This is a genomic window from Streptosporangium sp. NPDC006013 (genome assembly GCF_040614275.1).
GTDB lineage: Bacteria > Actinomycetota > Actinomycetes > Streptosporangiales > Streptosporangiaceae > Streptosporangium.
Genome location: NZ_JBEXUE010000108.1, coordinates 1 through 24894, shown reverse-complemented (window position 1 = coordinate 24894; position 24894 = coordinate 1). Strand labels below are relative to the sequence as shown.

21 protein-coding genes are annotated in these 24894 nt (G+C 65.4%); 12 read left to right on the top strand and 9 right to left on the bottom strand.

Features of this window, described 5'->3' with window-relative positions; translation table 11 throughout:
• Positions 1–225 precede the first annotated feature (225 nt).
• Positions 226–618 carry a transglycosylase SLT domain-containing protein gene (locus ABZ260_RS18675; protein WP_355618855.1) on the bottom strand — a complete coding sequence of 131 codons (393 nt, stop codon included), beginning with the start codon at positions 616–618 and terminating at the stop codon, positions 226–228.
• 221 nt (positions 619–839) lie between these two features.
• On the opposite strand from ABZ260_RS18675, the gene ABZ260_RS18670 reads away from it, so the two are divergent.
• Entirely contained in the window at positions 840–1325 is a 486-nt protein-coding gene (locus ABZ260_RS18670) for a glutathione peroxidase (RefSeq protein WP_355618852.1), read from the top strand.
• On the opposite strand, the gene ABZ260_RS18665 is transcribed toward ABZ260_RS18670, so the two are convergent.
• Complete coding sequence (locus tag ABZ260_RS18665) at positions 1297–2295, bottom strand: LacI family DNA-binding transcriptional regulator (RefSeq protein ID WP_350916211.1); 999 nt, start codon at positions 2293–2295, stop codon at positions 1297–1299. The two genes, ABZ260_RS18670 and ABZ260_RS18665, sit on opposite strands and share 29 nt — an antisense overlap.
• Positions 2296–2471: 176 nt before the next feature.
• On the opposite strand from ABZ260_RS18665, the gene ugpC reads away from it, so the two are divergent.
• Entirely contained in the window at positions 2472–3692 is a 1221-nt protein-coding gene (gene ugpC / locus ABZ260_RS18660; RefSeq protein ID WP_350952714.1) for a sn-glycerol-3-phosphate ABC transporter ATP-binding protein UgpC, read from the top strand.
• Positions 3693–3857: 165 nt separating this feature from the next.
• On the opposite strand, the gene ABZ260_RS18655 is transcribed toward ugpC, so the two are convergent.
• A complete protein-coding gene (locus tag ABZ260_RS18655; RefSeq protein WP_355618847.1) occupies positions 3858–4610 on the bottom strand; it encodes an SDR family oxidoreductase in 753 nt (250 codons plus the stop codon).
• A gap of 750 nt (positions 4611–5360) precedes the next feature.
• Between ABZ260_RS18655 and ABZ260_RS18650 the strand changes: the two genes are divergently transcribed.
• Together ABZ260_RS18650 and ABZ260_RS18645 are read left to right on the top strand one after the other, a co-directional pair.
• On the top strand, positions 5361–7088 hold the full coding sequence (locus ABZ260_RS18650) for a DUF4012 domain-containing protein (protein WP_355618844.1): 1728 nt from the start codon (positions 5361–5363) through the stop codon (positions 7086–7088).
• A gap of 183 nt (positions 7089–7271) precedes the next feature.
• Complete coding sequence (locus tag ABZ260_RS18645) at positions 7272–7943, top strand: hypothetical protein (protein ID WP_355618841.1); 672 nt, start codon at positions 7272–7274, stop codon at positions 7941–7943.
• Here ABZ260_RS18645 and ABZ260_RS18640 read toward each other — a convergent pair.
• Genes ABZ260_RS18640 through ABZ260_RS18620 form a run of 5 tightly spaced genes read right to left on the bottom strand, consistent with a single transcriptional unit; the run spans position 7933 to position 13555 of the window.
• Positions 7933–9315 carry a polysaccharide biosynthesis tyrosine autokinase gene (locus tag ABZ260_RS18640; RefSeq protein WP_355618838.1) on the bottom strand — a complete coding sequence of 461 codons (1383 nt, stop codon included), beginning with the start codon at positions 9313–9315 and terminating at the stop codon, positions 7933–7935. The genes ABZ260_RS18645 and ABZ260_RS18640 overlap by 11 nt on opposite strands.
• Before the next feature lie 4 nt (positions 9316–9319).
• Positions 9320–10357 carry an MraY family glycosyltransferase gene (locus ABZ260_RS18635; protein WP_355618835.1) on the bottom strand — a complete coding sequence of 346 codons (1038 nt, stop codon included), beginning with the start codon at positions 10355–10357 and terminating at the stop codon, positions 9320–9322.
• Positions 10354–11343, bottom strand: coding sequence for a GDP-mannose 4,6-dehydratase (locus tag ABZ260_RS18630; protein ID WP_355618832.1), 990 nt, complete (start codon positions 11341–11343; stop codon positions 10354–10356). The genes ABZ260_RS18635 and ABZ260_RS18630 overlap by 4 nt, the downstream gene beginning before the upstream one ends.
• Positions 11344–11399: 56 nt before the next feature.
• Positions 11400–12365, bottom strand: a complete 966-nt coding sequence (locus tag ABZ260_RS18625; protein ID WP_355618829.1) for an NAD-dependent epimerase/dehydratase family protein — start codon at positions 12363–12365, stop codon at positions 11400–11402.
• Positions 12362–13555, bottom strand: a complete 1194-nt coding sequence (locus tag ABZ260_RS18620; protein WP_355618826.1) for a glycosyltransferase — start codon at positions 13553–13555, stop codon at positions 12362–12364. The genes ABZ260_RS18625 and ABZ260_RS18620 overlap by 4 nt, the downstream gene beginning before the upstream one ends.
• A 317-nt stretch (positions 13556–13872) precedes the next feature.
• Here ABZ260_RS18620 and ABZ260_RS18615 point away from each other — a divergent pair, with 317 nt between their 5' ends.
• The 7 genes from ABZ260_RS18615 (at position 13873) to ABZ260_RS18585 (ending at position 23325) form a co-directional block, all read left to right on the top strand.
• The gene (locus ABZ260_RS18615) at positions 13873–14268 is read left to right on the top strand and encodes a transposase (protein WP_355618823.1); all 396 of its coding nucleotides are present in this window, start codon (positions 13873–13875) and stop codon (positions 14266–14268) included.
• A gap of 732 nt (positions 14269–15000) precedes the next feature.
• The gene (locus ABZ260_RS18610; protein WP_355618820.1) at positions 15001–17202 is read left to right on the top strand and encodes a hypothetical protein; all 2202 of its coding nucleotides are present in this window, start codon (positions 15001–15003) and stop codon (positions 17200–17202) included.
• Between the two features lie 125 nt (positions 17203–17327).
• A complete protein-coding gene (locus ABZ260_RS18605; protein ID WP_355618817.1) occupies positions 17328–18488 on the top strand; it encodes a glycosyltransferase in 1161 nt (386 codons plus the stop codon).
• 426 nt (positions 18489–18914) lie between these two features.
• Positions 18915–20168: a hypothetical protein gene (locus ABZ260_RS18600; protein ID WP_355618814.1), complete on the top strand. Its 1254-nt coding sequence runs from the start codon at positions 18915–18917 to the stop codon at positions 20166–20168.
• A 96-nt stretch (positions 20169–20264) separates the two neighbouring features.
• Positions 20265–21404, top strand: a complete 1140-nt coding sequence (locus ABZ260_RS18595) for a glycosyltransferase (protein ID WP_355618812.1) — start codon at positions 20265–20267, stop codon at positions 21402–21404.
• Between the two features lie 43 nt (positions 21405–21447).
• On the top strand, positions 21448–22737 hold the full coding sequence (locus ABZ260_RS18590; RefSeq protein WP_355618809.1) for a polysaccharide biosynthesis C-terminal domain-containing protein: 1290 nt from the start codon (positions 21448–21450) through the stop codon (positions 22735–22737).
• A gap of 276 nt (positions 22738–23013) precedes the next feature.
• A complete protein-coding gene (locus tag ABZ260_RS18585) occupies positions 23014–23325 on the top strand; it encodes a hypothetical protein (protein WP_355618858.1) in 312 nt (103 codons plus the stop codon).
• Between the two features lie 94 nt (positions 23326–23419).
• Here ABZ260_RS18585 and ABZ260_RS18580 read toward each other — a convergent pair whose 3' ends face one another.
• Positions 23420–24520, bottom strand: a complete 1101-nt coding sequence (locus ABZ260_RS18580) for a glycosyltransferase family 4 protein (protein ID WP_355618806.1) — start codon at positions 24518–24520, stop codon at positions 23420–23422.
• A gap of 53 nt (positions 24521–24573) precedes the next feature.
• On the opposite strand from ABZ260_RS18580, the gene ABZ260_RS18575 reads away from it, so the two are divergent.
• Positions 24574–24894 (top strand): hypothetical protein (locus ABZ260_RS18575; RefSeq protein WP_355618803.1); only part of this gene is annotated, 321 nt, incomplete at its 3' end.

Sequence of the window (24894 nt, the reverse complement as noted above, 5' to 3'; positions counted from 1 at the left end):
TTCCGGCATGAGACGCCGCGGCGGTCTCTCTAGGCGGCTTTCTAGTACGCGAGAGAGTGTCGGACGGCGGATGGGACACGCGAAGGGAAGGTGTTTGCCCGATCTTCTTGATCTACGGGAGATTCGGCGAGGGTCCGGTTACGACCGGCGAATCGCCCATGCGTGGAGACGGTGTGAAAATCACCCCGTCATGGGGTTTCAGATCACCACTTCGGGATCAGTAGATCAGTACCAGCCCCGCGAGCCGAAGTGCGCCCACGCCCGGCACGGTGATCCGTAGCGTTGCTTGATGTATCCGAGTCCCCATCTGATCTGTGTCCTGGGGTTGGTGCGCCAGTCGCGGCCGGCGCTGGCCATCTTGCCCGCGGGCAGTGCCTGCGGGATTCCGTAAGCCCCCGAGTAGCGGTTGCGGGCGCGGTGGTTCCAGTTGCTCTCCCTGGTCCAGAGCCTGCTGAGGCAGTTGAACTGGGCTCTGCTCCAGCCGTGCGCGGCCACCATCGGCCTGGCGACGGCCTGGTTGCCCGTTCTCGCCGAGGACGCCTGGGCGACCGTGGTGGTGGTGCCGAGGGTGAGCGCCGAGGCGATCATCAGCACACCGGTACGGCGTAGCGTCGACATGGGACTCCCTTGTGCCTTGGGGTTGAGGGACGGCCGCCACGATGCCCGGCGATCCGCGGCCGGGCCAGTCGACAGTGCCTGTCAGGAGCCATGTCAAAGATCGGTAAGAAAACGATCAAAGCCTTGGTGAGGGGGGCGTCGTCTCACCTGTGGCCTCTGTCACATTTCACTTTATGGACGACATAACTCTCAAATGTGACAGGGGGATTAGGGTGCGGAGCATGGGAATCCGTGATACCGCCATCCACACTCTTTCCGACGTGCCCACCACCCTGGCCGAGCTGGCCGGAGAGCGGGCGGTCCTCGTCGTCAACGTCGCCTCCAAATGTGGCCTGACCCCCCAGTACGCCGCTCTCGTCGACCTCCAGCGGACCTACGGCGACCGGGGCTTCACGGTCGTGGGAGTGCCCTGTAACCAGTTCTACGGACAGGAGCCGGGCACCGCGGAGGAGATCCAGGAGTTCTGCTCCACCACCTACGGCGTCGACTTCCCGCTCCTCGCCAAGAGCGAGGTCAACGGCGAGGGCCGGCACCCGCTCTACGACCTGCTCACCCAGACCTCCGACGGCGAGGGCAAGGCCGGCGACGTCGAGTGGAACTTCGAGAAGTTCCTCGTCTCGAAGGACGGGGAGGTGCTCGCCAGGTTCCGGCCGCGCGTCCTGCCCGACGACCCCGCGGTCATCGAGGCGATCGAGAGGTCCCTCTAGCCGCGCAGCTGCCCCTGACGATCAGCTCGGTGGGCAGCAGCACCCCGCGCGGCCGCCTGGTACCGCCGCGCAGCACCAGTTCGGCGGCGCGGTAGCCGATGTCCTGGGCCGGCTGGGCGATCACCGTCAGCGGCGGTGAGCACAGCTCCGCCCAGGGCACGTCGTCGAACATGATCAGAGACAGGTCCCTGGGGATGCGCAGGTCCAGCTCCCTGGCCGCCAGCACCGCCGCCTCGCCCAGCAGGTTTCCCCCCGCCAGCACCGCGGTCAGGTCGGGCCGGTGCTGGAAGAGCCCGGCCGCGGCGGCGTACGCGGAGTCGCGGCTGCCACGGGCGACGACGACCAACTCCTCGTCGACAAGGGGTCCGAGCGCCTGCCGGAAGAAGGACAGGCGCTGTTCCTGCCCGGGGCCGCCCAGGTAGGCGATACGGCGGTGCCCCAGCCCCTTCAGGTAGTCGACCGCGGTCCTGATCCCCGCGCGGTCGTCGGCCAGCACCGCGGGGATGTCGTCGTGCCCGGGGGAGAGCCGGTGCGCGAACACGGTGGTCAGCCCGGCCCGCAGGGTCGGCGCCCAGCCGTCGCCGTCACCGGAGGGGACCGCGATCACCCGGTCCACGCCCTGTTCGAGCAGCGTGCCGATCAGCTCGGCCTCACGCTCGGGATCGTCGCCGGTGGCGCCCAGGATCACCGGCTCTCCCGCCGAGCGCGCGCAGGTGAGCACGCCGTCGGCCAGGCGGCCGTAGAAGGTGTCGGTGATGTCGGGCAGCAGCAGCCCGATCCCGCCCGAGCGCCGCTGGCGCAGGTTGCGCCCGAGCGCGCTGGGCCGGTAGTCGAGCTGGGCCGCGACGTTCAGCACCCGTTCCCTGGTCTCGGGACTCGCCGATCCGCCGGACAGAACCCGGGACACCGTGGCGACCCCCACCCCGGCCGCCTCGGCGACATCCTTGATCGTCGTACGACGCATGTTCATGGAAACGATTCCATCATGCTTTCCGTGTTCGATCCAGCGCGAAGCGATAACGGCTGCCCTGTTGACAGGCCAGAACCGGTCATCCTCTTGACAGGGATATCCGTTTCCGGTGAGATGCATGAAAACGTATCCAATATCGGGTGAACACGGGGTTGCCCGAGGCGCTAAGGACTTCCATGGCATCCATCGTTCTCAGCAAAGTCGACAAGATCTACGCGGGCGGCGTCAAAGCCGTGAACGGCCTCGACCTTGAGATCAAGGACGGGGAGTTCATGGTGCTGGTCGGGCCGTCCGGCTGCGGCAAGTCCACCGCCCTGCGCATGATCGCCGGGCTCGAGGACATCAGCGGAGGCGAGATCGCCATCGGCGACCGGGTGGTCAACCACCTGCCTCCGAAGGACCGCGACATCGCCATGGTCTTCCAGAACTACGCGCTCTACCCGCACATGACCGTCGAGGAGAACCTCGCCTTCGGTCTGAAGCTCCGCAAGATGCCCAAGGCGGAGATCGCCAAGCGCGTCAACGAGGCCGCCAAGATGCTCGGCCTCGACCAGTACCTCAAGCGCAAGCCCGCCGCCCTCTCCGGTGGCCAGCGCCAGCGTGTCGCCATGGGCCGCGCCATCGTGCGTGAGCCGCAGGCCTTCCTCATGGACGAGCCGCTCTCCAACCTGGACGCCAAGCTCCGCGTCTCCATGCGGGCCTCCCTCAACACCCTGCACGAGCGCCTGGGCGTGACGACCGTCTACGTCACCCACGACCAGGTCGAGGCCATGACCCTCGGCGACCGCGTCTGCGTGCTCCGCGACGGCCTGCTCCAGCAGGTCGACACCCCGCAGAACCTCTTCGACAAGCCGGTCAACCTGTTCGTCGCCGGCTTCATGGGCTCCCCGTCGATGAACTTCGTCAACGCCGAGCTGGTGCGCGGCGACGGCGGCGCGGCCGTCGCCTTCGCGGGCTTCAACCTGCCGGTGCCGAACGAGACCTTCACCGAGAAGCGCGGCCTCGACCAGTACTTCGGCAAGAAGATCATCCTGGGCATCCGCCCCTCCGACTTCGAGGACTCGGTCGCCGCCAACGGCGCCTCGGGCGGCTGGACCCGCCTGCAGGTCCGCGCCGAGGTCACCGAGGAGCTGGGCTCCGAGATCAACGTGCTCTTCCTGATCGACGCCCCGCCCGTCCAGCACCAGGACACCGTGGCCGCCGCCGACGCCGACGGCGACGAGGAGGCGACGCTGCCGCTGGTGGGCGACAAGTCGCTGTGGACCGCCCGGGTCAACTCCCGCAGCCACGTCCGCCCCGGTCAGAGCGTCGAGCTGGTCGTCGACACGCACAACCTGCACTTCTTCGACCCGGTCTCGGGTCTGGCGATCGGCCACGAGGCCAACGCCCGCGTCTGATCGGCCCGGCGGGCCTCAGGGGCCGTCCTCGACCACCCTCGCAGGCCGGAAAGGGCCCGCGCCACGACCCCCTCCCGTGGCGCGGGCCCTTTCTGTCGGCAGTGTCAGGCCGGTGTCGTCAGGCCGGTGTCGTCAGGCCGGTGTGGTCATGTCAGTGGTGTCAGGTCAGCGGCGGCCGAACCGGCGGGAGACCAGGGCGATCACGTTGGCCGGAAGCAACCTGCTGACCCCGACGATGGCCTTGTAGCGAAGGTCGGGGACGCTCACCAGCACACCGCGGGCCAGATCGCGCATGGCCTCGCGGGCGACGTTGTCCGCCGACAGCCACAGGAAGCCGGGGATGCCCGACTTGTCTATCGAGGCGCGCTCGTGGAACTCGGTGTGCACGAAACCCGGGCACAGGGCCATCACCCGCACGCGGCTGCCGGTCAGCTCCACGGCCATGGACTCGCTGAAGTTGACCACCCACGCCTTGGAGGCGCTGTAGGAGCCCCCGGGCAAGAACGCCGCCACCGACGCCACATTGATCACCGCGCCTCGGTCCCGCTCCCTCATGCCCGGCAGCGCGGCCAGCGTCAGCCGCAGCACCGCCTCGCAGTGCAGCTTGAGCATCCGCACCTCCTCCTCCACGGGGACGTCGAGAAAGTGGCCCCGATGGCCGAAGCCCGCGTTGTTGACCAGCAGGTCGACCCCCTCGCGGAGCCGTCGTTCCACCGCCTCCAGACCCTCCTCGGTCGCCAGGTCGGCGGTGAGCACCTCGCTGCTCACCCCGTAGCGCAGGCGTAGCTCCTCGGCGACCGAGGTGAGGCGTTTCTCGTCGCGGGCGACCAGGACGAGTGAGAATCCGTCGGCGGCCAGACGGCGGGCGAAGGCGGCGCCGATGCCGGCCGTCGCCCCGGTGATCAATGCGGTTGGCATACCCGCAGTCTAGGGACGACACGCTGGGGGAGGGGCGGGCGAACGCCCCGGGGCTTCCGGCCGGTGGTCGTGTCGACCCGTGATCGTCAAAGGGCGGAGAACAGTTGGCGATCTTTCGGTAAGTGTCACGAGGCGGCGAGCCCGTTCCCGGCGAGGTTGCATATAACGGGTTCCAGGGACATGTCGCCCGCATTCCGGGTGTCGTTTCCGCAGCTTGAAATGCCGCCACCGGGGAGCTTGAAATGGCTGGAAAGTGTTTGGGACCCACCGCCTTGGCGGTGGCCGCCGGGGCCGTACTGGCCTTCGGAATATCGACTGCGGCCTCCGCCGCGACTTTGACCACCGTGACCGGTCTGTCCGCGCCGGCGGTCCAGCCGGTGCCGTACCCACCGCGTCCCGCGGAGCAGGTCAACGCGATCGCCCAGGACCAGGTCAACACGATCGACCAGAACCAGAAGCAGGGAAACCACATCCGCCTGGAAAACCGCAGGAGGCATCACCATCGTAACTGTGCGGAGGGCTGCCGTAACTGCGGGGGGAACTGCCGCGGTGGCGGCTGTGGGAGAAGCGGGAGAAGCTGCAGGCCGCGCGCGGTAGCGGGGAAGCAGTTGCCGTTCACGGGAGCACCCATGGGGTCGATGGCCGCGCTCGGCGGTGGCCTGCTGGCCATGGGAGCGACCGGCACGCTGATCTCGGTACGGCGCCGTCGATCTGCCAGTGCCGAGTAGGCGACGACGCCGGATAGTCGTGGTGGGCCTGCTGGTCCCCGCAGCCCTGGGGCTGGCGGGGGGCTGGTCGGTCCACCTCGGCATGCGCGTGCGCGATCACCTGGAGGCGGCCAGGGGCGCGCTGGTCCAGTTGCGCGCGGTGGTGGGCGCGGGCGATCCGCGCCCGCTGACCGAGGCGCTGGCCGAGGCCCGGCGGCACGCGGTCGAGGCCCGGCGGCTCACCGAGGGCCCGGACTGGTGGGTGATCGCGCACACCCCGATCGTGGGGAACGCCGCGACCACCGTGCGCGGTCTCGCCGGGGCCACCGCCGAGCTGACCGATGTGCTCGCCGGCGTGCGGGAGGCAGCCGACCCGCTCCTGACGATCAGGACGCGCTCCCCGGGCGACCTGCGGCATCAACTGGTCGCGCTCGACGCCGCGACGCCGGCCCTGGACGACGGCGTCACCCGTCTCGGGCGGGTGCTCGCCCACCTGGCGGCCGCCCCGGACAGCACCGGCCTGGGCAGGCTGGACGAGGCGCGTGACACGGCGCTGGGCGAGATCGGCCGGCTGCGTGGCCTGCTCCGTGACGCGGCGGACGCGGCCGCCCTGCTACCCCCGATGCTCGGCCGCGACGGTCCCCGCCGCTACTTCCTGGCGTTCCAGACCAACGCCGAGGCGCGAGGCACCGGGGGGCTGGTCGGGGCCTTCGGCATCCTGCGAGCCGACCGCGGCAGGGTCTCCGTCGAGCGCCTCTCCGCCAACAACGGCCTGGCCGCGAGTCCGGTCCCCGTCGCCGACCACGGCCAGGACTTCCTCGGGCGCTACGGAACGAGCGCGACCAGGATGCTCTCCGTCTCCAACCTCTCCCCGCACTTCCCGTATGCCGCGGCCACCTGGACGGGGCTGTGGGAGCGACAGGCCGGCGGGCGGCTGGACGGCGCCATCGCCACCGACCCGGTGGGCCTCGCCCACCTGCTGAGGGTGATCGGGCCGGTCTCTCTCCCCGGCGGGAGCGAGGTCACCGCCGAGAACGTCGTCGACCTCACCGAGCGGGAGGCCTACGCCCGCTACCCCGACCCTGCGGCACGCAAGCGGTTCCTCATCGAGATCGCCGGTGCCGTCAGCGAGGCGCTGCCCACGTCCCTCGTCGACCCCACCAGGCTGCTGCCCGCGCTGTCCGGCATGGTGAGCGAGCGGCGGATCCAGATCTGGAGCCGCCACGAGGCCGAGCAGCGGCGGCTGGCGCGTACCCCGGTCGGCGGTGTGCTGCCGTCGAGCCCGGGCCCGTTCGCGGGACTGGTGGTCAACAACTCCGCCGGAGGCAAGCTCGACTACTACCTGGAGCGCTCCCTCGACTACGAGCTGGGCCCCTGCCGGGGCGGGCTGCGCTCCTCGACGGTGCGGATCCGGCTCACCAACGACGTTCCGGGAGGGACGCTGCCCTCCTACGTCACCGGCCGGCTCGACTCCCCGCGAAGCGGCCACACTCCCGGTTCCAACCTGCTGTGGGTGTCGCTGTACGGCGGACTCAGCGCGAGGATGACCGCGGTCCGCCTCGACGGTGACCAGGTGAAGGTGATCAGGGAGACCGAACGCTCCCACCCCGTCTACTCGGCCCTGCTGGAGTTCGCCCCGGGGCAGTCCAGGAGGCTGGAGTTCGACTTCACCGAACTCGCCTCCGACGATCCGCCACTGGTCCCGGTGCAGCCGCTGGTCCGTCCTCAGCGGACTCGCGTCACCCAGGACCCGCGGGGTTGCGCCTTCTGACGCCGAACTCCCCGGTGGGACGGCGGGTGGACCCGCCCGGCACCTGTCCTCGCGCGGTGTCGGCGCTCCGTATCGGCAGAAAAGAGCAAAGAGGCGCGTGCCACGGGCGGTGGCGTACCGCGGGCGATCTACCCTCGCGCCATGAGGGCTTCACCGGGAACCGATGGGATCGCACAGCATCCCGTGACTGTGGAAGGCGCCGGAGCACCGGGCGGTAGCGAAGGCGTCCCGGCCGGGCACGAGAGCTGCGGGCAGCGCTGCTGGCGGGAGACAGGGGAGGCGCGGGTGCCGCGGGACGGTGCCCGCTTCCGCATCCTCTTCGTGTGCACCGGCAACGTCTGCCGCTCCCCGATGGCCGAGCGGCTGACCCGCTCCGCCATCGGGCCGTGCCCTGCGGTCCAGGTGATCAGCGCGGGCACCCACGCCGAACCGGGGCGGGAGATGACCGAGCATGCCCGGCGGGTCCTGGTACGGTTCGGCGGCGATCCGGCCGGCTTCGGCTCCCGCCCGCTCAGCCCCGAGCTGGTGGCCGCCGCGGACCTCGTACTGACGGCCACCTGCACGCACCGCGCGGAATCGGTGGCCATGCACCTCGCGGCGGCCACCCGGACCTTCACCATCACCGAGTTCGGCACGCTGGCGCGGGCCGTGTCGCCCGAGGAGATCGTCCGGCACCGGGAGCCCGCACGGCGGGCCCGCGCACTGGTCGACGAGACGCGGGCGCTGCGCGGGCTGGTCCGGGTCGACCGGTTCGACATCGCCGACCCGTACGGGCGATCCCGGCTGGTCTATCAGATGGTGGGACGGCGCATCGCGAGAGCGCTCGCCGTCCCACTCCGGTTGCTCACACACTGACCGGGTTCTTGGCCGGTTTCTTGGCCTCAGCCTCGTAGCCGTACCCGTAGTTGTAGCCGTAGTACGTGCCGCTACGGGCTGGGACGAAGTTCAGGACGGTCCCTACCACGCGGGCGTTGATCGACGACAGCAGTTCCGAGGCGCGGGCCATCTGTTCCTGGCGGGTCTTGCCGTACCGGGCGACGAGCAACGCGCCGTCGCAGAGCGCGGCGATCGCCGCCGCGTCGGTAATGGGCAGCAGCGGTGGCGCGTCGATGATCACCATGTCGTACGCCGCAGTGAGCTGGGCGAGCACCTCACGCATCCCGCCCGAGCCGAGCAGCTCGCTCGGGTTGGGTGGGATCTGGCCGCTCGGCAGGACGGACAGACCGGTCTCGCCCCAGACCTGGATGACCTCGTCCAGGCGTGCCCTGTCGATCAGCACGTCCGTCAGGCCGGTCGTCCCCTCGATGCCGAGGTAGCGGGGAATGCTGGGACGGCGCAGGTCGCCGTCCACCAGGACGACCCGCCAGCCGGCCTGGGCCAGCGTGATCGCCAGGTTGGCGGAGGTCGAGGACTTCCCCTCGCCCGGCAGGCAGCTGGTGACCACGAGCGACTTCGGCTGCCGGTCGACGCCGATGAACTGCAGGTTGGTCCGGAGCGCGCGGAACGCCTCGGATCTGGACGACCGGCCGTGGTTGCGCAGGATCAGGGGGTAGTGCCGCGCGTCCCGCTCGTAGCCGATGACCCCGAGGGTCGAGCTCCCCGACGCCTCCTGGAGTGCCTGGGAGGACTTGATGGTCGTGTCCAGACGGTCGCGGAGGATGATCACGGCCATGGCGGAGAGCAGTGCGGCCAGCACGGCGACCACCAGGTTGGTCAGCGGCTTGGGGCTGACGGGCTCCAGCGGGACGTCGGCCTTGTCCACTATCGTGATCTTGACGGTGGGGAGGCTGCGAGGGGCGGGCCTCTCGATCTGATCGATCAGCTCGGTGAACCGGGCCCCCAGGTCATTGGCCAGCCGGGCGGCCCGTTCGGGGTCGGTGTCGGTGACCGTGGCACGCAGAAACACAGTGCCGGGAACGGCCGCGGCGGTGATGTTCTCCTGGAGGTGCCCGATGTCCTCGTCCTTGACGATCTGGCCGACCACCCGGCGGCTGGACAGCAGGTTGGCATAGGACTGTACCCGCTGGGCCGACAGCATGCCTGCCTGGTAGGCGGTGGAGAGGCTGCCCTCCCTGTCGTAGCCCGACACCAGCATGGAGATCGTCGCGACGTATTTCGGCGGTGTGTTCGCCGTGACGGCGAGCGCCGCGCCCACCGCCAGGGTCACCGAGAGGAGGATGAGCAGCCAGTTCCTACGCGTTAGCCGTACGTAGTAGAGCAGATCCACGGGGTCAACGCCGCCTTTCACGGATTTTCTGAGGGGTCTTGGGACGCTGGACCGGCGAGTCGACGCTCACACCGCGCAGCAGACCGATGAGAACGACGGCGATCACACTCGCGACGACCAACGCGATGAGCGGTGACAGCCAGTCCAGGACCATCGCCAGGCAGAGGGCACCGGTGATCGTCGTGATCGTGCCCAGTGTGGTGGCGACCGTACGGGTTCCCAGACCCGTGCGGCGTAGCCGGTGCGACACGTGGTCGGTGCCGCCCTGCAACGGTGAGCGGTTCGTCAGTATGCGGGAGAGGAAGACCACGCAGGTGTCGACGGTCGCGACGAAGGTCGGCAGGAGCAATCCGGCGATCGTCTCGTCCGGCGGCCGTCCCGTGACCAGGACGGTCGCCGAGCAGGCCAGCGTGAATCCGAGGAACAGCGATCCGGAGTCGCCCATGAACATTCTCGCGGGTGCCCAGTTGTGCGGCAGGAAGCCCAGAGACGCGCAGGTGAGCGCGGCCAGCAGCACCGCGAGCGCGATATGGCCCTGAACCAGGGCCGTGGCCGCGAGGAGACCGGCGGTCACGGCGGCGACGGTTCCCAGCGCGCCGTCCATGTTGTCCAGCAGGTTGAAGGAGTTCGTCATCACGACGACCCACACCACGGTGAGGGCGCCGTCCAGCCAGGTACCGGTCAGAGGTGCCTGGACGCCGGAGAGCACCACCCCGATCGCCACCACGGTCTCCACGGCCAACCTGGTGGCCGCGGGTAGGGGTGCGATGTCGTCGATCAGTCCGAGGACGCACACCGCGGTGGCGGCCAGCAGGATCGCGGTGATCTGCAGGTCGGCGAAGCCGAGTGCGATCGCGGTGGGTACGGCCGTGCCCACCGCGATCGCGATACCGCCGAGGTAAGGGGTCGGGCGGGTGTGGGCCCTGTGCCCGCTGGGACGGTCGACGAGATCCCAGCGCAGCGCCAGGCGCCTCAGTGGTACGGCGACTGTCACGGTGAGGATGCAGGCGGTGCCCGCGGTGAGGGCGATCGTCCCGCTCACCGGGGGAGCACCACCGGATCGCCGGAGAACTCTCCGATGATCTCGGTGAGGATGTTGTCGAGAGAGCGCTGCGGAACCCAGCCGGTGAGCGCGTGGAGCTTCGCGGTGTCCGGAACCCTGCGGGTCATGTCCTCGAATCCCCGCTCGTAGGCCTCGGAGTAGGGGATGAGGTCGACCCCGGAGGTGGATCCGGTGAGCTCGATGATGACTTTCGCCAGCTCCATGATGCTGACCTCTTCGGCGGAGCCGATGTTGAACGTCTCACCGACGGCCGCGTCCTCGTCGAGTAGCCGGAGCAGCGCGTCGACCACGTCCGCGACGTGCGCGAAGCAGCGAGTCTGGGTCCCGTCGCCGAAGACCGTCAGCGGTGTGGCCGACAGGGCCTGCCGGACGAGGCTCGGGATCACCATGCCGTAGGTCGGGCTCTGCCGGGGGCCCACGGTGTTGAACAACCGGACGATGATCGTCGGTAGGTCACGCTCCCTGTGATAGGCGTTGGCGAGGATCTCGTCGACGGCCTTGGCGGTGCTGTAGGCCCAGCGGACCACCGCGGGGCTGCCGAGAATGCGGTCGGCGTCCTCGCGTAGCGCGTCGGAGGAGTTCTTGCCGTAGATCTCGCTCGTACTGGTGATCAGGATCTTCTTCCGGTACCGGTGCGCGGCCTCGATGACGATCTCCGAGCCCCGGATGTTGGTCGTCAGCGACCGCAGCGGTTGCTCGACGATCAGCTTGACGCCGACCGCGGCCGCCATGTGGACGACGACGTCGCACCGGTGGACCAGCTCGTCGACCATGAGTTCGTCCAGGACCGAACCGTGTACGAAACGCAGGTCCGGGTGGGGCCGTAGGTTCTCCAGACGGCCCGTCGAGAGGTTGTCCAGGACGACGACGGAATCACCGCGGGCGAGCAGTGCGTCGGCCAGATGCGATCCGATGAATCCGCTGCCGCCCGTTATCAGATAGTTGGTTCTTGGTGCCGTGCTCACGGGTTCTCCTCGTCACGTGTTTGGAGAGATCTCTGTTGGCGGGAGGAGGCGGTGGTTCACGCGTACGTGCCGAGCGTCGACTCGATGCCCGGAACCTGGGTTGTCTCGAACCAGCCCACCGTTGCGCGGAGCCCGTCCTCAAGCGGGACGGGACACACATCGGGGAACAGTTCGAGCAGAAGGTGGGGAGAGGCCTGTGACTGCCGGATGTCGCCCGCCCTCGGCGGCAGGTGAGCCGACTCGACCGGGCGGCCGAGGACCTCGGCGAGGACGTCTATCAGGTGCCGGAGGGAGGCCGTGGCCCCGAACGCCAGGTTCACCGGCTTCATGCTCGTCACCCGGCGGACGGCCGCGTCGGCGATGACCCGCGTCACCGACTCCACGTAGGTGAAGTCCCGTGTCTGCAGACCGTCGCCGTGCAGCGGCACCGGCTCGCCCCGCAGCGCCGCCGAGACGAACGCCGGGATCACGGCAGCGTAGGCGTGGCCGGCGGTCTGCAGCGGGCCGTAGACGTTGAAGAAGCGGAACGGCAGCACCGGCAGCCCGAAACTGTGCGCGTAGGCCAGGGCGTAGGACTCCGTGGCGAGCTTGCTGGCCCCGTACGGGCTGAGCGGCCGGGTCGGCAGGTCCTCGTGCTTGCGCGGTTCCGGACGGTCGCCGTACACCGACGAGGAGGAGGCGAGGATCACGTGCGGCCTGTTCGCGCGGCACGCCTCGAGCACGTGGAGGGTGCCCGTAGCGTTGACGGAGTGCGAGGCCAGCGGGTCGAGGAGCGAGCGGGGCACCGACGGGCGGGCGGCGAGGTGGACGACGGTGGCGACGTCCGCGACGAGGCCGGCCAGGAGATCCCGGTCCAGGATGCTGCCCATCACGAAGTCAACCTCGACACCATCGAGGTTGGTGAGATCTCCGCTGCTCAGGTCGTCCAGCACCCTGATGTTCTCGACTTCGGGCCGAGCCGCGAGCGCACGGCACAGATTCGCACCGATGAACCCAGCTCCGCCGGTCACCAAGACTCTCACTTGTTCATTCCCCCCATGATTCCTGTTGTGACAAGGCGATTGCGGCGTTCCGCGCCCAGCGATCGATAAAGGGCTTCGGTGTCTGCGACGAGGCGCTCCACGTTGAAGGAGGCACCGGTCCATTGGCGGGCCGCCTCGCCCATCCGGCACGCGAGCACGGGATCGGAGAGCAGCTTCACGGTGTATCGCGCCAGCTCCTCGGCGTCGGCACCGGCCAGCAGGCCGGTGCGCCCGTCCTGGACGATCTCGGCGACGCTTCCGACCCGCGTGGAGACGGCCGGGGTTCCGGCCATCCCGGCCTCGACGAGGGTGAGGGGCGTGCCCTCGTTGTCGGAGGTCAGCAGGACCACGTCGGCGGCGGAGTACACCGTCTCCACATCCTTTCTCCAGCCGAGCAGGTGAAAGGCGTGCCGGATCGGCTCGATGTCCCGCTCGACCTGCTCGCGCAGCTCGCCGCCGCCGCAGACGACGAAGCGGCAGTCCGGCATCTGCCGGAGCACGGAGCGGGCCGTGGCGACGAACCGGTCGGGCCGCTTCACCCGGGTGAGCCGGCCCACGTATGCCACGACGGGCGCGTCGAGGGGCAGGCCCAGGGCGACACGGGCGGCCCCGCGGTCGGGGACCGGGCCGAGCCGTACGCCAGGGGCGATCACCACGTACTGCTCCGGACGCCCGATCCGGGCTTCGAGCAGCTCGTCGCGGACGCGGGAGCCGACGGTCACCAGCCGGTCGGTCATGGAGGCGAGGATCCGCTCCGACCGCACGTAGAGGGCACGCTTCGGCCGCGTGAAGTAGCCGTTGAGGAGATGCCCGTGGAACACATGGATCCGGGCCGCACCGACACCGGACAGGCAGGCCGCCAAGCGCCCGAGGACACCCGCCTTCGCGGTTCTGGTGTGGACGACATGCGGCCGGAAATCGCGCATGGCCCTTGTCAACCGGATGAGGGCGAGGTAGTCGTCGGAGGGTTTGATCGACCTGCCGAGACTCGGAATCAGGTGAACGCGCGCCCCCGGGCCCTTCAGGTTGAGGTGGTCGCCCTCATCGGCGTCGACATGGCCCGTGTAGAGGCGGTGGTCGAACTCCTTCAGTTCCAGCCCTTCGGACAGCCCCGATACCTGGGTAGCGGGGCCCCCCACGTTCATCCGGGCGATGATCTCCATGACACGAATTCGACCGTCCGGTTTCATGCGGGCTCCTCGGTGATGGCCTGTTCACGTCGGAGAAACTAGCTCAGGGATCGATCTGTCCCACTGATGCCGTCACAGTGGCGGCAAAGAGTTTCCATATTCCCTACCGGTACATGATCTAGCCGGTTCGCTCGCAATCATTCCTGGCAAAATATTTAGAAGTAGCAAAAATAGGATATAATTCTGTGTTTAATATTATGATGGTCCGCTTGTACCCCTGTACTACATTTGTAGATCGTTAACTGATTTGTCGGCGTGACTGTGGGTTGATGGGCAATGGTCTGCGAGTGACCTTATGTCTCACCTACGATCTCGTCGTGTCCTGGGATGCCGAACTCGCGGCGCTGACTGCGCGGATCGCCGATCCGTTGTTCAAGCGGCCCGAACCTAAGGCGACGTTCGCGGACCTGGTGCGAGGCCTGCTGGCCGATGTGCCGCGCAAGAACTCCTGGCAGCCGGCCGACCACCTCGGGCACCAGACGGCCAACCGGATCGAGTGGCTGCTGTCGAGGGCACCCTGGGATGCCGACGCGCTGCGTGATGCGGTTCGGGCATACGTGATCGAGCACCTGGGCCTCCCCGATGGGGTACTGATCGCCGACGACACCCAGGCGATCAAGAAGGGCGACAAGTCGGTCGGGGTGGCCCGCCAATACTGCGGACTGACCGGCCAGATCGAGAACTACCAGGTGATGCCGATACCAGGTCCGTAAATGGGACGGCTGGCACCGGCACGTCACCACCGTCATGCTCGCCCTGGCCTTCCTCGCCGTCAGCCACGCTCACCTCGATGACCGGCCCCGCCTCGAACAGGCACCTCCCGTCATCAGCGCCGGGCCGAACCAGGGAAAAGACCATCGTCTCCCGGAGCGCCCGAGCTGACCCCGGTCCGGCTGATCCGGCCCTCCCTCGCCGAGATCCGCCGCGTCCTGGCCCGGATCCTCATCCCCGCGGCCAATGCCATCAGTCCTGGCCTGGTCCTTCTTCCGGCAGGCCCATCAAACCCGCGCCCTGATCAGCCACTACCACCGACGAGGAGATCCGCTCCCTCAAGATCTACGGATGTAGTACCTGTGTCGGTGGACCTGGCAGGGCCGACCTGAATTGATGAGCTCGCCGGGAAAACCATGCTCAAGCGCGCCGGCACAGGGCTGGCCCAGCTCAACTGTCTTGATTCTTTAAGAGGGGCTGGCTCCGGTCCAACGTGAAGACTCACATAAAGGAGTGGCAAGGACATTGCTGAGCGCGGGTGTTTTAGACCCCCTTGAGGCGCTCGCGTCGCGAGGCTTGTCCACATGGTCAACGCCTCGTCGCCCCAGGGTTCTGTGTCGAGCCCAGTCGAACCGATAAAAGACGTTCAAACGACTGGACTTCCACTCGAAGGAAGACATTCCGCTCGACATCGAACGCTGAAGCGTTTTTCGGCGTTGCTGCCGACTGCGTTGGTGGCCGCTTTCGCGATGGCCGTGCTGAGTTTTTACGGCGTATCCGTGTCGGATATGGCATTCTTCGGTGTCTATGTCGTTCTATGCCTGGCGTTTCCAGGCCTGCTACTGATCCGGGCGCTGTACAGCGGTGACCGCACGCTGGCGGAGGAGATCGCACTCGGATTGGCGCTCGGCTACGCCATAGAAGTGATCACCTATATCATCGCCCGGGCTCTTGGGGCGCCACTGTTCGTCCTGGCATGGCCGATCATCACGTATGTGACCTTCCTCGTGGTTCCTCGACTGCGGAAACATTGGGCGAGTGCGTCTCATACGCGTGCGCCGATCTGGTGGTCATGGTCTCTCGCGCTGATCGTTGCGTCTTTGATCGTCTGGAGTGCCCTCACCTTCTTTAGGTATGCCCTCACCTGGCCGGAAATCGGTGGATCTAACACCGATATGCCGTTCCACCTGGCCCTCATCGGAGAGGTGAGGCACCATATGCCGCCCACGGACCCTATGGTCGTCGGTGAACCCCTCCTGTATCACTGGTTTGTCTACGCCCACTTCGCGGCGGCAAGCTGGGTGACCGGAGTTGAGCCGCTGGTGCTGCTGTTCCGGCTGGCCATGTTGCCCATGCTGGCCGGACTCGCCGTCGTCCTGGGGATGATCGGCAGGCGTGTCACAGGTTCGTGGGCGGGAGCCCTGCTGACTGTTGGGGGAACGTTCTTCATCGTGGCTCCGAGCCTGTATCTGGGCCCGAGCGTTGGGGTGTTCACGTGGAAAGTTCAGTCATGGACAAGCCCATCCCAGACATTCGGGGCCCTCATATTCGCCCCGATCGTCCTTCTTCTGCTCGACCTTCTTGGACGTCGGCGGCGAAGTGCTGGTAAGTGGCTTCTGCTAGGCATTTTTCTCGTGGTGGTCATGGGGGCCAAGGCCATATACCTCCCCCTGCTCGCCGTGGGGTTGGTGACGGTGGGCGTGGTCGAGACGATCAGGCGACGCCGGCCGCCTTGGCCTACGCTCGCCGCACTAGGAATGACCGTGGCATGTCTCCTTTTTGCTCATTTCGTGCTGTTCGGCCGAGCGCAGCAAGGAATGGTGGTCGATCCTTTCGCCCTCATGCGCGTCACCTGGAGAGAGCTAACCGGTCTAGAGGAAACGGCCGAGCCGGCGTCGACTGCGGTGCTTGGTACCGTACTCCTGTACGTACTGTGCTGGGTCATTACATGGTGTGGAATTCTTGGGCTACTGAGCCGGCCGCGGTTGCTCATGAAACCCGGAGTGGCCCTCATGCTTGGCATGGGCGCTGCGAGTATCGGCGTGTTGCTTCTATTCGGGCATTGCTCTATGAGCCAGATCTACTTTCTTGGAGGAGCCTATCCCTATGTGATGGCTGTCACCGCCTACGGGCTCATTGTCATCAGGCGGCGAGCACGGGTATCACCCAGGCAGATAACTGTCGCGGTTGCTGCAGGGGTGTTGGCCGCCTCTTTGATCCGTATCCTCTGTGGCGTCAAGGTCCCGTTGGATCCAGGCCAGGTGGACACCGTCCTGTATCGGCCGTACATAGTGCTGCTGGCCGTCACCGCCCTGGTCGCGGTCGCCCTGTTCCTCAAGGGGCGGCGCGGGATTCACCTCTGGGCCTTCATGATCTTCATGATCGCGGCTGTAGGCCTTCCCGCGGCCTGGGGCACACGTGCCCTTTCGCTCGTTGGTAACGATGTGGAGAACGTCGACCGGCAGGGGAGTCGTTGGGTTCCGGTCAGTGAGATCCCGCGAGGCGCCCTCACCGCAGCGCGATGGTTGCGCACCCACTCCGATCCAGACGACACGGTCGCCACGAACGCACATTGCCGCTGGGGGCATGAGAGTCCGTGCGACAGCCGCCATTTCTGGGTGGCCGCACTGACCGAACGGCGCGTGCTGGTCGAGGGGTGGTCGTACACGACAATGAATCTGAGCCGCTGGCGCCTGGGTCAGTCGTTTCAGAACATTCCGTTCTGGGATGCCGAGCGAATCCGGTCAAACGACGTGGCCTTTCAATCTCCCTCGCAGGCTGCGATCCAGCGTCTGAGAGAACGTTTCGGAGTGCGCTGGCTCTTCGTCGACGAGAGTCGTCTGAATTCCATCTCGAGGATTGAGGACTTCGCGAGACTCCGGTTCCGTTCCGATGATTACGCCGTTTACTCGATTTCGGACGGCTCTAGTTCGTGATCACACCAGAGATTACTCGACGCCCGCTGAGAAATGCGAACGGTACATGTCGCAGTGCGCTGTTGTTTCACTGCGACCATGAGCATGGCGCGGAGCTTGGAAAAGAATCTTTTGGCTGACTTCTGTTGCAGCTATATGGAAAGGTTGTTCGAGACATTGAAGAGCAGCGGAAAATCCCGCCTTTCGGAGACGACGTCATGAGCGGAGTGCATGTCTGCGAGGTGATCAAAACGCTCGATGTGGGTGGTGCCGAGGTCCTGCTCGTCGAGCGGCTACTCGCGGCGCCTCCTTCGGACAAGCGCTACACCGTTGTATGCCTGAGGGCATCTACTGCGGAGCTGATCGGGCGGCTACAGTCAGCGGGCATCCGCGTCGTCGATCTCACCCCTTGCCCGCGCCCGCTCCGCCCTGTTCGCCTCGTACGGGAGATCAGGCAGCTGGAACCCGATGTTCTCAACATCCACTCTCCTCTGCCGGCATCGCTGCTCCGGCCGGTGTCCCGGCTGTGGAAGTCTCGTCCAGTCCTGGTCTCGACTGTCCACAACGTGCGCTACCGCGCCCTGACGATGTTGCTCGACCGGGCGACCGCGTGGCTGGACACCCGGACTGTGGCTGTTTCCTCGCAGGTCGCCGACGCGCCCACGAGCAGCCATGCCCGTGGCCTGTCCACCCGCGTGCACGGAGTCCGCGTCGCGGAACAGCGTCGCTGGGCGCTGCAGTCGGAACGGACCAGGCGGGAGTGGGGGGTTCCCGATGTCGCCTTCCTCGTCGTGCACGTGGCCAACTTCCGCACGCAGAAGAACCATGAGCTACTCATCGAGGCCGCGGCGAAAGTGGTCGCCCGGGAGCCACGTGCCCTGTTTCTGCTCGCCGGATCCGGCCCTCTTTATGAGCCGATGGCCCGTCGCGTCGCCGACCTGGGATTGAACGGTGTGCGACTCGTAGGACATGTGGCAGAGGCCGGCCGTCTGATCGCTGCCGCCGATCTTCTCGTACTCAGTTCCTTCTACGAGGGGCTCCCGGTCGTCGTCATGGAGGCTCTCGCCGCAGAGGTGCCCGTGGTGTCCACCGCCGTCGGTGGAGTGCCCGACCTGATAGAGCACGGGCGAAACGGCCTTCTCACCAGGCCCGGGGATCCAGACGCCCTTGCTGAGGGCATCCTGCGGGCGATGCACCCAGAAGTCCATGCGCGTCTTCGCGAAGGCACACGAAACAGCGCGGAGCTCGTGGACATCAGCCGGACAGCGGAATGGTTCGACAAGTTATACGACGAAGTCTGCTCATAATCATCGGTTCATGCGTCCGAGACAGGGAAATATCAGGATTTTGCATTTCTGTCCGAAGTGCACATCAGTGGGGGCGACAGCCGTCGGCGCCGGATGGGTCAGCATTTCTTTGCGTGGATTTAAGAAAGGGTCCACCGCGCATTCGGGCCCGTGGTATTCCACGGTCATTATCATCTACCGTAATGACAGGGAAAGTTGTTGTCACAGTCAGGGCATGACGAATGTCCGGCTGGTGAAATTGGCAGGTGCGAGTGGGCGGAGGTCGCCGCGCCAGTCGTATTGACGGGCCGCGATTTCTTCAACTACCCGTTCGTGGCTTGGGAGAGCGGCGGCGCCTTCGACGCCCGAATCGCTGCTCCGGCCCCGAGTCGAACGTCTCTGACTGGGTTCACGAGTAGCGATCCGACGATTATTAGGTGATTTACCATGGAGTACGTCATCGTCGCTGCCATTGCAGTGATGCTAATTTTCATAGTCCGTGCGAGCTTCGATACACGATTGGCCGGCAGGGTGTTTCCCGTGCTGATGGCTGCTTTCGTTGTTCGGCTGGCAATCCATGTTCTGGTGATGCGATCCAGCATCATCGAATATGGCGGAGATAATCTCTACTATGAAGTCAGAGCCATGGAGATCGCTGAGTACTGGAGACGCGAAGGGATTCAATTCGTTAGTTCCGAGCAGATTGAATCTATCTATTCTGTTTCAGTTCCGTGTCATGTCTTTGCGGCTATTATTTACCTATGCGGCGAGCGGGCCCCATTAGCGTGCACGGCCATTGTGGCGCTCATTGCCTGCGGGCTGTGCATTGTCATGTATAAATTTGCGCGACTCGTTGGCGCTGATGAGCGTGCGGCATTTCGGTTGCTTGTTATAACAGCTTTCGTTCCGGGATTCATGCTGCACACGTCCGACACGTTCAAAGACGGCTTCAACGCGTTCCTCGTTCTGGCGTGCCTCGGTCTCGCCGCTTCGAATATGCAGCGTTTCGACATGCGCAAACTGTTCTTTCTCGGCCCGTTGCTGTGGACGCTCTGGCATGTGCGTCCATATATGGTGTTCATGTGCGCTCTGCCTTTGCTTTTTGGTGTCGCGCGAATCAAACGCGCCCTCTCTGCGCGCACCATTATCGTCTTCGCCACGCTGTTGATACCTGTTCTGATCTTTTTTCAAAGCGTTGATGAAATTGCTCCTGTCATGGCCCTGCAGGAGCAATTGGAGCGTGGTCAGTCGTCGCATGTCCGACTCGCCAACGCGGAGGGCGGTTCGGGTGTGATGTTCGAAGACGGTGGTAACGCGTGGAACGCGCTTGGACCGAAAATTATCTACACAATCCTGTCTCCGTTCCCTTGGATGAATGGCAGCCTGGCATTGCAGCTCGGCAAAATAGATACATTGCTCTGGTATTATCTTCTCTACTGTGCGGCGTATGGGATTCGTCGGCTGTGGTGTTACGACCGCAGAATGATGCTGATCATCCTGCTGTTCGTCGTTCCAGGTACGATTGCCTACGCGACGACCGTTTCAAATATCGGCCTGATTTTTCGCCAGCGAATGCCGATCGTGATGGTTACGAGCCTGCTGGCCGCGATCGCATGGACCAAGACGCTGCGAGAAGGAGAACAGTCCGTGGCTGCATTCGCAGACGCAACGGCGTCCTCTGTTTCTGAATCACGGAAGTGAATTCGACCCCGGCTCACAGTTCTCGCAGGGTGTGATGTCAACGGCACTCTTGCGAGTGAAATGCATAGTAATGCTGTTCTAAACGAAGGTCCTGTCATGACGGCAAGAGACGAAGTCAACGTTCAGCGTGTTGTACTTGTCACCGGGCACCTAGGGTTGGGAGGTGCGGAGAAACAGCTGTCTCTACTCGCACGAGAGCTGTGCGGCAGGGGCATCGAAGCGCACGTTTTCGTCCTGTCGAAAGGTGGTCCTCACGAAGCATCTCTCCGTGATGCCGGAGTCGAAGTGCATCATCTCGGCTTTTCCCGCCGGCCATCAGGCTCAGCGGCCCTGGTCGGAAACCTGCGGGCCTTCGCTCATCTCGTCAAGCTACTCAAACAACTCAGACCCGACGTCCTTCACGGATTCCTCTACGAGAGTTATGTTCTGGGATCCATCGCCGCACGACTGGCGCGAGTTCCGGTCGTGGTCGCGGGACGACGCACCCAGGGCTACCTCAAGCCGAGACCCCGGTGGTACACCGCTCTCGAAAAGGCTGTGACGGGAATCACTGATCACGTCATCGCCAATGCGGTGGCCGTCGCAGAAGGCACTTGCAAGGTCGAACGTGTGCCAAGCCACAAGGTGAGCGTGATCTACAACGGTCTTCCGGCTTCGGCGTTCGAGCCGGCCAAGCCGGAGAACATCGACACCGCGCTCCCCATGGTGCTGTGCGTGGCACGTCTCAGCACAAACAAGGGACATCGGTTCCTCATCGATGCCGCCGCGCTGCTTTCCCGGGATGGTCACCCATGCACATTTGTGCTCGTTGGAGACGGCGCCGAGCGTAAGCGCCTCCAGAGACACGTGAATGAGCTCGGTGTTGATGTCCGTTTTATAGGTTTTCATACAAATATCGAGGGATTCCTGGCCCGCGCTGACGTGGTGGTCCTCCCTTCAATCTCCGAGGGCCTGAGCAACGCGGTCATGGAGGCGATGGCCGCCGGTCGGCCGATTGTCGCCACCAGGGTAGGCGGTACACCTGAACTGCTTGAGGGCCGCGGAATCCTCGCGCCCCCCTCGGACCCGGCAGCTCTGGCGGAGGGCATCGCCCGTCTGCTCGACGATCCTGAACTCGCCGTTTCGCTGGGGGCTGCGGCGCGTGTCTGGGCACGAAAGAACCTTGACATGGATGTCATAACTGAGGAGCACATTAACCTGTACCACCAACTCATGAAGGCTCGATGTGCGAAATAGGAGAACACGTGACCCTAGGTATCTGGTTCCCCCTGCTCCAGACATGAGTGACAAAAACCTCACCAAGGTCGTCCAAACGATGGCGAGTCAGGCGCTACCTCTGGCTCTGGCGGCGATGGCAGGCGTTCTTCTGGCGCGCATCCTGCAGCCCGAAGGCCGGGGCATCTACGCGACGATCACAACCACTGCCGGGATTGCGATCGTCTTGGGCCACCTTTCGGTGGGGAAATCGCAGATAGTGTTCTGGCCGACTTGCGAACGGCATCGATCCCTTACCGGCAACGCCCTGATCCTCGGGTTGGTCCTCGGTCTGGTATCCACTCTGGTCACCCTCGGGGTCGTGATTATCTTTCTTCCCCTCCCGGCGCCTTATCTGATGATCATAGCTCTTGTCACGGTGCCGTTCGGCGTCGCGTCGGTCAATCTCAAGGGAATTCTGCTCCTTCAGGATCGTATCGGCTTGATCAACCGAGCGGTCGTTATGGCAGCGCTTGTCCTGTATATTCCGATCTTGGCGCTCGCGATCACGGGAAATCTCACTCTTACGATGGTGGTCGCCTGCTGGGCGATTTCCACGGTCGTTCCCTTCGTGCTGTTCACCCGGTCACTCGGTCTCCCCGCCATGCGGGGGGAGGTGGCGCTCGCCCGTGAGCAACTCTCGCTGTCTGGTCGCTACCACATTGGGCTAGTTGCCTTCCATCTACTGCTGACCGTCGACGTCTTGCTCTTGAATGCCTTTGTCTCACCGGCCGAGGTGGGCCTGTACACCGTCGCGATGGCGTTCCTCTCCCTCGCGAGGGTTCCGACCGACGCGATAGCGCAGGTCACGCTTCCTCGCCAAGCGGTCGAGGACGAGTTGGCCGCCCAGGACGTCACTGTGCGCACAATTCGGCTCAACCTGCTGCTCTCATCGGCCTGCGTCGGTGTGATGGCGATCACGTCACCGACGTTGATTCCGCTCTTGTACGGCGCTCCCTTCGCAGGGAGTGTGGCACCGTTGCTCGCCCTCGCTCCCGGCATGATCGCGTGGTCGCTTCTCCGGCCGGTCGAGCAGTACCTGGTGCGGCTGCGCCGCCCCATGACCATGGCCTCCATCGCCATCGGTGCCCTCGTGGCGAACCTCGGGCTGAACGCCGTGCTGATACCGCTGTGGGGAGCCACCGGGGCCGCACTGGCCTCTAGCGCGAGCTACATCGCTATAGCGGCGATTGAGGTCCAGTGGTTCGCCCGAACGGCCGGAACCGGCGTGCGAGATTTACTGCCCCGGCTCTCCGACCTAATGAGAGCTACCAGGTCACTCCGCCCGCGGGGGCAGACTGACTCGGTTCCGTAGCCGCCGACGAGTGAGCACTCCTCTGACCTGGATCGAGTCCGGGACTGTAGAAAAAACGGCTCTGGCTCACTTTCGGTGGTAACGGAGCGTGTGTATCAAGCTGACGTCGCGGAGCTGGGCGGTTTCCTCACCAGATGTTTGTGAGACCGTGCGCTCGCCCCTGACCGTACTCACCGGACTGGGCTATGGCATCCTTCTGACCAGCTAATTTGTCTTAAGCACGTCTTTATCACCCACGATCACGCTTGGTCACCACCGAAAGTGAGCCAGAGCCGTTTGATTGACAGACCCTCGCACGCCCTCAGCTTCACCGGCCTGCTGCGACAGGCCGAAGGCGAAGGTCTCCCACCTCCGCTCAAATCACAGCGCCTCACGGCGCACGCCGTTAACTGGACACACCCGCTCCGAGGCCTGCGAGGAGTCGGCGAGCGGGCGAACGCCCTGCTCACCGTCACCTTCAAAGCCTTACGCCGGGTCAGCCTCGACCCCTGGCGCATCGGGAAGATCGTCCAGGCCGCGCTCGTCCTGCTCAACCACGAACACAACTGGACCATGTCAGCGTCACACAACGTGATCTTCAGTTACTGACAATGGCTCAATGAGCACTTTCGCCGCAGACCTCGGTCACGTAGTACGCCAAGCTCCCGGTGTGGTCTCGGGCGTGCACGGTGATGACGTGTACTCACCGTCCTCTATTGCGCAGCTGTATCGCGTCCAGAGCAACGTGATACCACTCCTCGACCCTGCTCGCGACCGTCGGCCAATTCAGGTTCGCCGCCGCCTGCATTCCACGCGCGCTCATTCGGTCGCGCTTCTCCTCGTCGTCGAGCACGGCACCGAGAACGGAGACCAGGTCGTCCAGCGAGCCGGACTCGAACGTGCAGTAGGCTTCGCTGTCCGGCACGGCCGGGTCGAGTGACGCCTCGGACGAGACGATCACAGGAGTACCGAGAGCCAGCGCCTCCAGGGCAGCGGTCGGTACTCCCTCACCTTTGCCGGGAAGGCGACGCGAAGCGAGAACGAAGACCTGCGCGCGCCGGAGGAGTCCGTAGACCTCATCTCGGGGTAGTTGGCCGACCAACTCGATCGCGCCGTCGGCTCCCAAGAGCCGAGACAGCCGACTTCTCTCCGGACCATCGCCGGCTATGACCAGGCGGACCTCTGGTCTGGTGAGGCGGATAAGGCGCACCGCCTCGATCACGAGCTCATGGTTCTTTACCGGGTCCAGAGAACCGACACTGACGATCAGGCCCGGGTCACGCGCGGCCGCGGATCCGAGACGGGACAGGATCGCAAGATCAAGTCCGCTCGACGTGGTCAGGATCCGGTGTGGATCAGCACCCAACGCGACCAGGTCACGCATCGGCCGAGACCCGAGAGCGATGAACGCGTCAACCTTGCCCATCGCCCTCCGCGCTATCTGACGGTGGCGCCGCGCGAGGGCACCGTGCACGGTGAGCACCAATGGAATACCACGTCGCCGACAGACCGGTCCCAGGATGGCCGCCTCGACATGGTCTCCGTGAAGGTGCACGAGATCGGCTTGACCGGCATTCCTTAGTGCCTGCGCTACCTCTGCTGCGAACGCGAGGACATCAGACCTCGCCGCAAGCGCCCGTGACAGCACGGTTGGCCGGGTCGGCAACACGGTCGCCCCCTTTGGCACGGTGTCCCCGCGCCGGAACGCAAGCGCCACTTCGTGACCGCGTTTCAGCTGTTCTCGGGTGAGGCAGTCAACATGTCGTTCCTTGCCGCCCTGCTCGGACAGCACCCGATAGCTCACACGCACTATCCTCATACGCAGAATACTCCAATCCGGTTACGCATAGGTGAGTAGTGCTGACCGGTCTGCTGATTATCGTTCAGAACGACGACGCGATAGCTCGTGTAATGTTCTGGACACTTCTCGCGTCAGAGTTATTCAACATCAGCAGCTTCCCGCACGTCGATCTCGAATTGCATAGCGAGCTTGGGTCAAGCCGTCGGCTGGGCGCGGCATGGTCCTGTCGCAGCACAGATAGGGCGTCGGCCCGCCGCCCGGGCCCAATCGGTCAGGAATTCGGCTCCGTCATCGTCCAGCACATGCTGGACCAGTTCGTCGCAGACCTCCTGTCCGATGGCGTTACGCCGCTCGGGCCGGGACCAGGTCACCGTCGC